Origin of the sequence: Komarekiella delphini-convector SJRDD-AB1 (assembly GCF_014831675.1) — a bacterium.
Classification (GTDB): Bacteria; Cyanobacteriota; Cyanobacteriia; order Cyanobacteriales; family Nostocaceae; genus Komarekiella.
Map to the genome: position 1 here is coordinate 1 of NZ_VJXY01000068.1, position 10,799 is coordinate 10,799.

General features: G+C 39.2%; 10 protein-coding genes. 3 read left to right on the top strand and 7 right to left on the bottom strand.

Annotated features, from left to right (window positions below; genetic code table 11):
* Positions 1-182 precede the first annotated feature (182 nt).
* Positions 183-1,151 carry a CHAD domain-containing protein gene (locus FNW02_RS33235; RefSeq protein WP_191761795.1) on the bottom strand — a complete coding sequence of 323 codons (969 nt, stop codon included), beginning with the start codon at positions 1,149-1,151 and terminating at the stop codon, positions 183-185.
* A 292-nt stretch (positions 1,152-1,443) separates the two neighbouring features.
* Between FNW02_RS33235 and FNW02_RS33240 the strand changes: the two genes are divergently transcribed.
* On the top strand, positions 1,444-2,514 hold the full coding sequence (locus FNW02_RS33240) for a DUF3616 domain-containing protein (protein WP_191761797.1): 1,071 nt from the start codon (positions 1,444-1,446) through the stop codon (positions 2,512-2,514).
* Here FNW02_RS33240 and FNW02_RS33245 read toward each other — a convergent pair.
* A complete protein-coding gene (locus tag FNW02_RS33245; RefSeq protein ID WP_191761799.1) occupies positions 2,511-2,915 on the bottom strand; it encodes an NIL domain-containing protein in 405 nt (134 codons plus the stop codon). The genes FNW02_RS33240 and FNW02_RS33245 overlap by 4 nt on opposite strands.
* A gap of 179 nt (positions 2,916-3,094) precedes the next feature.
* On the opposite strand from FNW02_RS33245, the gene FNW02_RS33250 reads away from it, so the two are divergent.
* Positions 3,095-4,189, top strand: a complete 1,095-nt coding sequence (locus FNW02_RS33250) for a nucleotidyltransferase domain-containing protein (protein ID WP_191761800.1) — start codon at positions 3,095-3,097, stop codon at positions 4,187-4,189.
* Between the two features lie 39 nt (positions 4,190-4,228).
* On the opposite strand, the gene FNW02_RS33255 is transcribed toward FNW02_RS33250, so the two are convergent.
* The 3 genes from FNW02_RS33255 to FNW02_RS33265 form a co-directional block, all read right to left on the bottom strand.
* Positions 4,229-4,525, bottom strand: coding sequence for a hypothetical protein (locus FNW02_RS33255; RefSeq protein ID WP_191761802.1), 297 nt, complete (start codon positions 4,523-4,525; stop codon positions 4,229-4,231).
* A gap of 125 nt (positions 4,526-4,650) precedes the next feature.
* The gene (gene bchI, locus FNW02_RS33260) at positions 4,651-5,775 is read right to left on the bottom strand and encodes a magnesium chelatase ATPase subunit I (RefSeq protein ID WP_191761804.1); all 1,125 of its coding nucleotides are present in this window, start codon (positions 5,773-5,775) and stop codon (positions 4,651-4,653) included.
* Positions 5,776-6,121: 346 nt separating this feature from the next.
* The gene (locus FNW02_RS33265; RefSeq protein ID WP_191761805.1) at positions 6,122-6,436 is read right to left on the bottom strand and encodes a hypothetical protein; all 315 of its coding nucleotides are present in this window, start codon (positions 6,434-6,436) and stop codon (positions 6,122-6,124) included.
* A gap of 651 nt (positions 6,437-7,087) precedes the next feature.
* On the opposite strand from FNW02_RS33265, the gene FNW02_RS33270 reads away from it, so the two are divergent.
* Positions 7,088-8,074: a 2-dehydropantoate 2-reductase gene (locus FNW02_RS33270; RefSeq protein WP_191761806.1), complete on the top strand. Its 987-nt coding sequence runs from the start codon at positions 7,088-7,090 to the stop codon at positions 8,072-8,074.
* Between the two features lie 18 nt (positions 8,075-8,092).
* On the opposite strand, the gene FNW02_RS33275 is transcribed toward FNW02_RS33270, so the two are convergent.
* Together FNW02_RS33275 and FNW02_RS33280 are read right to left on the bottom strand one after the other, a co-directional pair.
* Entirely contained in the window at positions 8,093-10,273 is a 2,181-nt protein-coding gene (locus FNW02_RS33275) for an AAA-like domain-containing protein (RefSeq protein WP_191761807.1), read from the bottom strand.
* 24 nt (positions 10,274-10,297) lie between these two features.
* A complete protein-coding gene (locus tag FNW02_RS33280) occupies positions 10,298-10,666 on the bottom strand; it encodes a response regulator (protein WP_191761808.1) in 369 nt (122 codons plus the stop codon).
* Positions 10,667-10,799 lie beyond the last annotated feature (133 nt).

The window sequence follows — 10,799 nt, forward strand, 5'->3', positions numbered from 1 at the left end:
CATTTTGTCCCAACTGAAGTTAGGTAAGCAAGCTACTGGGTATAAAACTGCTCAGAAGGCTCTCAATCGGTTCATTTCTGAACTAATCGGTTCAGTTTAGCTGCTTGGGGAATTCGCCAACGGTATCTACTTCTCGGTTAAAGGGGTGCATGTTTGAATTTACCCTTTACCCTTTCCCCAAATCACAGGGGGTGCAATATTGTTAAATGAAAGCTATGTCTAGTTTCAGCTTTCAGATATCGCTCTTGCAAGGGTTGCCATTGCTGCCATGACTGATAACGATTTTCGGTTAGCAAAGTAGCAAGCGTAGGCATCTGAGTGTGAATTTCTGACTTGAAGATATCCGCGAGCCACTCAGTTAAAACTACACTATCTTGCATCGTACCTAAAATTTCTTGGATATTTTTTACCTCTGTAAGATAAGCCGCATAAGATTCACCATATAAGTCAGTAAATAACTCCATCTGGTAACGTATGCGTTTAGCTTCTTTTCGCAGACTATGAAGACTTTCACCTTGCTCTGTCAATTGTTTTTCTATCTTTTCTGGTTTCCAGTTAGTCTGAATTGTTACCTCCGATTCTACAAATTGAGTACCAACTAACCAACCCGGATGTAGCAAGAAACTACTCACTTCCGGTAAAAGTAAATCTGGTAGTACTTGCTGAATGGCAATTGATGCTAAAGGTTGATAACTGGGTTTATCCAACCAATCATTCAATTCGTCTTTTAGAGATTTGTAAGGGTCATCCTTTAAAGTTTTTTGCACATTCGATAGTGCATCTTCACGTTGTTTAGCTAAAGCAGTGAAAGCTGTTTGCAAAGATGGTTGTTCTTTGCGCGGTAAGTTTGGTTTGTAATTCGTTTCCAAAGTTTCTTTGAGCACGTCTAAATCTCGGAGATTACCAAGACGACGAGCTATTTTACCAATATTTTTATCACTAACTGACTTTGGCAAATCCAACGCTATACTCAACCTACTGACGGCAGTACGTAGGCGACGCATCCCCACTCGCATTTGGTGCAGTGCTTCTGGATCTTCATCTTTCTTAACTGCTTTTTCCCACTTCAAGGTTTTCTTCAAGTGTTTTTGAATTGCTTGGTAGGCGTACTCCCCAAGAGTTTCTACGGTGGGTTGGGTGGCTAATTCCATAACTGATTTTTGATTAAATACCTAAACAGATCATTGCATAATAACATTAGTTAAAAATTTGTATGTATGTTTTGAGATTTAATTTTACTACAGTGATATTGCGAAGTATTATAACTATTGATGCTTGTTGTTTTTATTAAAAAATGCCAATCTATCAAAGGTATAAATATAAATATTACTATTGCTATTTATATATAAATTATGGTTTATGATGAATTATAATTGCTGAGTATTAAATAAAACATTAGAACAGCATGATTAACATCTTCGTAATTCAGAGAGATCATGTAAAATGTCTAACTCACATTTGATTAATCAAGTTCTCCTAACTTTTGGTGATTGTTTTAAAGAACATAGAGAAGATTTATCAGCATTATTGCTAACTGACCGAAAGGGTTTATGGTTTGGGTCAGATGAAACCTCAACTATTGAACGTCTTTCTTTAGTTGGTACTGATAAAACTACAGACCACCAACAATTTCGGGTAGCAGAATTTATCAGTTTACCTGCACCAGAAGACCAGGAAATTGATATAGAAGGACTTGCTTCTACAGATTATTACTTATGGTTTGTTGGTTCTCATAGCTACAAGCGCAAAAAAAGTAAACCTGATAATACCGATGTAAAAAACTTAAAAAGGCTGGCAAAAATTGAATCAGAACCCAACCGTTACCTCTTAGGACGTATTCCTTTGGTAGATGGCAAATTACTTTCATCTTGCCCACATCCTCAAAATCCAGATGTGCTGTTGAGTGCCGCTAAACTGGAAGTGAATAACCAGGGTAACTTACTGATGGCAGCTTTAGCAAATGATCCCCATTTGGGATTTTTTATTAAAGCAGGAATTCCTGGAAAAGATAACGGCTTTGATATTGAAGGAATAGCTATTTATCAAAACCGCATTTTTCTAGGTTTACGTGGCCCTGTATTGCGGGGTTGGGCTATGGTGCTAGAAATTGAACTAAAAGATTCTAGCCCTGGACTCCTGACACTGCAACAAATTGGAGAGGCGAATGAAGTATATAAAAAGCATTTAGTCTGGTTGAATGGTTTGGGAATTCGGGATTTGTGCGTTGATGGTACAGACTTGTTAATTTTAGCTGGGCCGACGATGGATTTAGATGGGCCTGTGCAAGTTTATCGTTGGAGAAATGGCGTGAATTTGCGAGAAAATGTCTTCAGCAATCCAGAGTTCGTGCAAGATATTCCCTATGGAAATCGGGAAGATCATGCTGAGGGAATGACGCTTTTTCAGGATGTAACTGGCGTACCTTCGTTATTGATAGTTTATGACTCTCCGGCAAAAACTAGGCTGGTGGGTGATAGTGGTGTAATGGCGGATGTATTAAAGCTTGTCGGCTAGAGATTAGTTGAGATTGCTTGTACAGGACAAGTGGGGATACACTGTTCGCAGACAATGCAGCGCGATCGCGTGAATACGAGTTTGAATGTTTCGGGGTTGAGGGTGAGGGCTTCGGTGGGACAAACCCCAGTACACAAACCACAGTGGACACATACATCTGGATCAATGACAATTTCGCCCAAGGTATGAGATACATTGATATTTCGCGATCGCATCCACTCAATTGCAGCATCCAACTGATCAATGTCCCCTGCTAGTTCTACTACCAGTTTGCCAATTTGATTTGGGGCAACTTGGGCGCGGATAATATTGGCAGCGACATTAAACTCTTTAGCCAATAGGTAAGTAATTGGCATTTGGACAGCGCGTTTTGGAAAGGTGAGTGTTACTCGTTTTTTCACGGGTTTAGCAGAGAGTTTTTTATGTTGTAGCGTACTAGAAGAAAGTTGGGGGAGCTGGGGAAGCAAGGGGATCTATAAGAGAATTCTTTACTCAGGACACTAATTGAGAATGCTGCAAGATATCGCAGCCTATACTGCTTAATTCATGAGTTAGCATAGCTATATTTTAATCGGTTGATATGAAAAGAATAGAAGTTGAGCAAAGAACTATTTTAATTGGTTTGGCAGGTAGCCACGGCTATGGTTTAAATCGTCCTGATTCAGACTTAGATTATCGGGGAGTGTTTATTGCACCTAAGAAGTACTACTTAGGATTTGATCGTATAGAACAAAAAGATGGAGGTTGGGATGAACCAGGAATATTTCCCTTCATAGATGGCAATAAAGACACGGTTATATATGAATTAAGAAAAATTATCCAGTTATTATCGGGAGCAAATCCTAATGTTTTAGAATTGCTTTGGTTAAATAACTACCCTGTTTTAACACCAGTAGGGCAGCACTTAATTAATTATAGACAGCTATTTTTGAGCAAGAAAGTTAAGCATACTTACACTGGTTACGCTTTTGCTCAAATCAAAAAGATGGAAACTCATCGTAAGTGGTTGTTAAAGCCACCGCAAAAGAAACCAATACCATCTGATTTTGCTATAGAAGACGAAGCACCTCTTAGTAAAGATGAGCTAAACGCTTTTCTGGAGTATCTTTATAACTTAATTAGAGGGCGAATTGAGTTTTTAGAAGAAGCTGAGCAATTATACAAACTACTGACGGCAGATATTGATTTCAAAGGTATGTTGAAACAATATACTTTACCTGATGAAACTTTAGAGTATACCCAGAAGTTAACAAATAGTCGGAAAGATTTTATCCGCTTGCTTCAGAAAAGTCAAAATTATCAAATAGCTTTAAGAGAGTGGAAAGCTTACTTATCTTGGCAAGAAAATAGAAATCCGGCTAGAGCAGAAATGGAAAGAAAGTCAGGTTTTGACCTCAAACATGGGATGCACTGCATTAGATTACTACGCAGTGGAGTAGAAATATTGCGACGAGGAGAAGTGATTGTTGATAGGAGGATTGCTGATGATGTTGAAGATTTAAAAGCTATCCTCAAGGGCGAATATTCTTATGATCAGGTGATGAAAATGGCAGAAGATTTAGTCGCCGAAATGGAAGTTGTTTACGAACAATCTACTCTACCTCATAAACCTGACTTAGAGCAAATTAATGACTTGTGTATGGAATTAGTGGAAATGCAGGGGTGGAGTCATTAGTCATTAGCTTTGTACAAATGACAAATTACAAAGGACAAATTAAAGAGTGTAAATTAAGTCAGCAAAACCATAAAGGCTGATAAACAGCAACAGTAATGCTGTGAGTTGGGTCATTCGTGTCTGGGGTGAGGGGGCGATCGCTTCTCGCACTAAGATGGAAATAGATGCCCCAACTACTAAGCTCAAACCTAAGATTAAATATGGTCTGTCAGGTAAAATACTCGCTATTGCCAGCATAGCGATCGCTAGCAACAGCATCAATAACTCTACAAACCGAGGCGGATTGTATTGGCTAGCTAAAATAAAGCTGTTTAACCAAAAATTCCAAAATCTCATAATCAGTGCTGAGTCGTGTTAGCGGTAGCTGGGCGTTTAACCCTTACTGAGTCAGGAGTGCTGAGTTAAGAGTTAGGAGTACAAAGTTCTCCCCCTGCTTGCCCTGCTCTCCTATCTCCTAACCCCTAACTCCTGGCTCCTAACTTTTGACCTGCGCCATTTTTCTGTGCAGTATCATCTTCTGGTAGTTCGACACCAAAAACGCGACTAAAAGCTTTTGCAACTTTGTAACCACTATCAATCGATTCCAAGGGGTCTTTCCGTAGTCTGTGACGTAGACACAGCGTAATCACTCTGCGGATATCATCAACTGTAACTTCGTTACGTCCTTCAAATGCTGTTAAGGCTTTAGCGGCACGGTTGCTGACGATATCACCCCGCAAACCATCTACATCCAGTTCTGAGCAGACTTCAGAAATTTTTACCCGCAAATCATAGTCAATTTTTACCTCTGGCAAAAGTTGCTGAGCATTGATAATTTGCTCTTGTAATGCTTCTTGCTGAGGTTTGTATTTTTCCAGAAAAGCTGGAGGATTTTGGTCAAATTCTGCCCGTTGCTCCACAATTTGCACCCGCAAGATTGGTTCTTTAACCGTATGGATTTCTGCGTGCATTCCAAAACGGTCTAGGAGTTGGGGGCGTAGTTCACCTTCTTCTGGGTTTCCAGAACCCACAAGCACGAAACGCGCTGGGTGACGAATTGAAATACCTTCTCGTTCTACAGTGTTCCAGCCACTTGCAGCAGAATCGAGTAGCACGTCTACAAGGTGGTCATCTAGTAGGTTGACTTCATCCACGTAGAGAATGCCCCGGTTAGCTTTTGCTAGCAGGCCCGGTTCAAAAGCCTTGACGCCTTCAGATAAGGCTTTCTCAATGTCGATAGTACCGCAAACTCGGTCTTCTGTGGCTCCCAGTGGCAGGTCTACCATTTGGACTTTTTTGTGAGCTATGGGAATTTCCGCACCTTGTTCTAAGAGTTGGCGGACTTCATCGCTCATCACATCGGGGTCACTGGGGTCACTATTAAAGGGGTCATTAGCCACCACAGAAATTTCTGGTAGTAGGTCGGCCAGCGCCCGGATAGTTGTGGATTTGCCAGTGCCGCGATCGCCCATGATCATTACACCACCAATTTTGGGGTCAATCACGTTCAATAGTAGGGCCAGTTTCATTTCTTCCTGTCCCACAATTGCCGTAAAAGGAAATACCACACGACGTGCAGTTGCCGTGGATTGAGCAGTTGGACTCACTAAATTACCTTAACAATATTTTTCTTATTACAGTTCTTTATTGTAAACTACTACCGCTAATCACCAATTTACGTTTTGCATCTGAAGGTATCTCAAAAGACTGTTGAGCGAAATAGTGCTGAGTAAAACTAAGCACATTAACGCACTAGCTCGCCTGCAAAAATAAAGCCCACTTTCGTGGGCTAATGGAATAAGCTTTTTTAACAGTTAACAGTTAACAGTAAACGGTAAACAGTAAACATAATCCCCCAACTGTTTACTATTTACTGATTTAACTAGGGCAGGCAAAGAGAAGTCTGAAAGAAGCGAAAGGTCAGAGCCATTCGCCTAAATGTTTACCAGTTGATTACTGCTGCATAGAAGGTGAAGGAAAAACTCTACTGAATATTGGAATACGTGGCTTAGGCTTAGTTGCAGCTATACTGGCGCTAGAAACAGAAGAGTTAGGAGTAGCCTCTGTGAAGATAGGTAGTTCGCTATTAGTAGAACTGGCAGAATCACTCAATTCTATTATGGCGGGAGTTTGCTCAGAAGAAGTGGAACTAATATTATTGGTATTTTTGCTATTTGACTCCACTGGAGTTTGAGCATTACATGGAGTAATAATGAAAGTAGAAGCACCCAATCCGAGTATTAGTAAATTCCAAATATATTGCTGCATGAAGATTTCCAAAATCTGTTAATAGGTATTTAAAATTTGAAATTTTTGTGCTGGTTATCAGTCAAAAATAAAATCTGCTATCTTTCCCAAATAACTTTTTACAATATCAAAAAAAATACTATTTAGGAAAATATTCACTTTTTAATGCAGTTTAATCTAAAAGACTAAATATTCTGCAAATAGATGCACTTGTAATAATCTAATCTTAGTCATCAACTAACTCAGCACAATTATTAATAATTTAGTTTTATATATATCGTTCTGAAAAGAGAAATATTACTGAATTACAGTGAACAAAATTTTTTTTGAATAAATCAACTAATAACCCGCATATTTCACGAAATCAAATAGTAAAGATATAAACTCTTAATGAAAAGTACGACAATAATTTAAAGACGTATAAGTAGCTAGGTGTAAATAAATTAAAGTTTGTAGTAGGGACTTTAGTCCTGATAATCCTTGTTTTGAGCGATGAATCTCACTTACGAACTAGGATTTTATTTAATGTTTAACTATACTTGCCTACTTAGTAATCAAAGCTGACTAAGTAAATACAGAGAAAATTATGAGTTAGTGATGGTAACAAGACGGTAGATTGAAGTGAGAAATTAATGTCGCGCTAAGCTCAACAGTGTGTTGCTAAAACTAATCATGAAAATCTGTATTGTAGGCGCGGGTGCTATTGGTGGTTATCTAGGAGCAAAATTAGCACTAGCAGGTGAAGCAGTGACGCTGATTGCTCGTGGTTCTCACCTAGAAGCAATTCAAAAAAATGGACTGAGGCTAATCATGGCAGATGGTTCTAGCCAGATAGCTACTCCGACTCTTGCAACCAGCGATATTTATCAAGCAGTAAAACAGGATGTAGTGATTCTGGCTGTTAAAGCTCAAAGTGTTGCAGCGATCGCTCCTTCTCTACCATCTCTTTATAATGCTCACACAATAGTGGTAACAGCTCAAAATGGCGTTCCTTGGTGGTACTTTCGCCAACATGGTGGTGAATATGAAGGTACACGCATTCATTCTGTTGACCCGGATGGGATTATTGAAACTCACATCGGTGCAGAGCGGGTGATTGGTTGTGTCGTTTACCCAGCAACTCAGATAGTTGAACCAGGTGTGATCAAGCATATTGAAGGCGATCGCTTTACTTTAGGTGAAATCGACGGTAGCAAAACAGAACGCATCCAGTTGTTAGCACAGGCTTTGAAGCAAGCAGGATTCAAAGCACCTGTACGGAATCAAATTCGCACCGAAATCTGGATTAAGTTGTGGGGGAATCTGGCATTTAATCCGATCAGCGCCTTGACTGGTGCGACTCTAGAGCAAATTTGTCAGTATCCCCTCACCCGTGAACTAGCGCGGCAAATGATGCGTGAAGCCCAAGCGATCGCCGAAAAGTTAGATATTAAGTTTGGCATTAGTTTGGAACAACGAATTAATGGAGCAGAAAATGTCGGTGCTCACAAAACCTCAATGCTACAGGATATTGAAGCCGGGCGCTCTACGGAGATAGAGGCCATTGTCGGCGCAGTAGCAGAATTGGGGCAACTAACTCAGACTCCTACGCCCTACATTGATGCAATTTATGCCAGTGTCAAACTATTAGAAGTAACTCGATGGCGAGTAGGGAAATGAGGTAACAATAGTTAGCTTTTAAATACACGCATCAATCCAACTAGTATTAAAAATCAGTTGATAAATCCGGTTATGGACTTTCAGATAACCTTGTTGCTTAACCACTAACCCTGACAAGAGCAATTCTCTTTCCTCTGGACTATCAACTGAAACGATTTTGCCTTGATGTAAAATTTGTCGATAGAGGTTTAGTAGACAAACTGGTTTTCGAGTATTTTTGAGAATGCGATCGCGAATAGTTTTCAAATGCTCTGGCTCATCCTGAGATTCCCAATTGTTGATCACATTCATCTGCACTAAATTCTCAATCCACTCTGCTTCACTGTTTGTGGGAATAGGAGATAAAGAACTGCGGATGAGCTTACAGAGCTTTTGAGTGAGAAAAGGCTGACCACTTGTCCAGGATAAAACTTCATTGAGCACTACTTGAGGATTGCTAACTTTCTGAGTCAATCCTTGTAATAAAGGTTGAGCTTCATGCATTTGAAAGCCATTTAGTTGAATTGCCTGACCAATATTAAAAGAAGTTCTTTGATAGTCAGTAATCAAATCTGAAGGTGTGGCAACTCCAAAAAGGGCAAAAGTTAAACGCCGATATTCTGGATTAATACTGCGCTGGTTATAGCAGAAACGAATTAAAGTAAAAAAATCATTAACAGGAAATTTTAAGGATAGAACACTATCAATTTCATCCACAAAAATACAAATTCTTTCACTTTTAACTTGAGTTAGTATGATATCTTCTATAAATCGACTTAAACACTGAACAGGCGATAAATCTTTTTGGTCATTCCACCAAGCTTTAAAATTTATCTTTTCTAGCAAATCAAAACTTTGCCACAACTCTACTATGAATCCCTTGTACCATTGAGCGGGAGTGATGTTTTCGCTGCCAAGACGGGTGATGTCAATCGCTGCACAGCTAAATCCTTCTTGCTGAAGATGGTGTATCATACGAACCATCAAGCTGGATTTACCCATTTGCCGTGTATTCAGGACGTAACAAAACTCTCCCCGCTTCAACGCTTTGTAGAGATAACGATCTGCGGAGCGCACTACATAAGTAGGAGCATCCATCGGCAAACTTCCCCCAACTTGATAATCAAAAGTTGAGGGTTGTTCTGCACTTTTGAGTAGTGCGTTTTCAAATACGAGTTCGGCTTGGGTAGCTTTAAGAATTTCTAGAGTTTGTGACAGTTCTTGAGTGCGCTTTTTGACTTTTTGTTCTAAATTCAAGTTGGATTTGGCTAATGCGTTTTTAGCTTCGTGCAAGGCAAAATTTTTGACTTCCAGTTCTAAGATCAACCGAATCCGCTCGGCTTCTGACCTTTTGCGTTGTGTGATATCTTGAAAGGCAGCGATCGCATAGATAATTTCACCTTTCTCATCAAAAATTGGAGTAGCTGATACCTCCAAAGGGATAATCTTCTTTCCATGGTGAATCTCCATATTATCGACAGTGGCACTTTTGCCACTCAATGCCTGTACAATGGGGTGCTGTTCTGTAGGATATAACTCCTCTCTTCCCACTAAATAGGCTTGATAAATCTTGCTCAATTGATCTTTTGTGGCTCCGGTGACAATTCCCTTACCAAGTATCTGTTGAGCAGTTTGATTAGCGTATTGAGGTTGACCGTTACCATTAATTACAAAGATACCCACTGGCAAAGCTTCCAGAAATTGAGCTAGCCTAGCCTCGCTTTCGCGCAATGCTTCTTCGGCCCGTTGGCGCACCGTAACCTCTTGTTGCAGACGGGTTAATAATTCCGCTTGAGCTTGCTGTGCTAGAAGTTCTTGTTCCTTTGCCGCTTTCATCTGCCGCACATGTTGCAGAGTTTTATTGGTGGTAATTTCTAAATCCTGAAAATTAATCGGCTTAGTCAGAAAGTCAAAAGCACCGCTATTCATCGCCGTTCTGATATTTTCAACATCACCATAAGCAGAAATAATTACTGCTTTAATGATCGGATATAACTCATTGAGCTTGGTGATTAAAGTTAATCCATCCATTTCTGGCATATAAATATCGGTTAATACAATATCTATATGCGGTTCAACTTGCAGCTTTTCTAGTGCTTCTATACCATTCCGAGCAAAAATCAACTGAAATTGCTTTTCACGAATTTTTTTTCTAAATTTTTGGCGGAGCAATAGTTCTAAATCAGGCTCATCATCCACAACCAGTATTTTAGCTAGCATAGTTTATTATCTGATTGCGAATATTTATAATTTGAGTATTTTTTCCTTTAATTTATCAAATTCAATTGGTTTAGTAATATAATCATCAGCTCCATATTTTTTAGCAGTCAGGTAATTATGTTCATCATCATAAGCAGTAATAATAATTACTTTCAAATTAGGGTAATTATCTTTAATAATTTTGAGCATTTCTAGCCCGTTCATTCCAGGCATATTAATATCGGTGACAATCAAAATTGGGCAATTAATTAGTTTACTTTGTAAACGTTCCAACGCTTCCTCTGCTGAAAAAGCAAAATATAATTTAATTTGATTTTCTTTAAGTTCTCTTCTAAATTTCTGCCTAAACAAGAATTGAACATCTTGTTCGTCGTCTACAATCATTATTTTCATTTATGACTTACGTATTGACAAAATGAACACAGTAGTTACAAGAATGTCAATCAATAACACCCTTCTACTTATTTTATCGGTGAACGTAAGGCTTATTATGCATGAGATAGAATTAAGTGAATTATTGCAACAT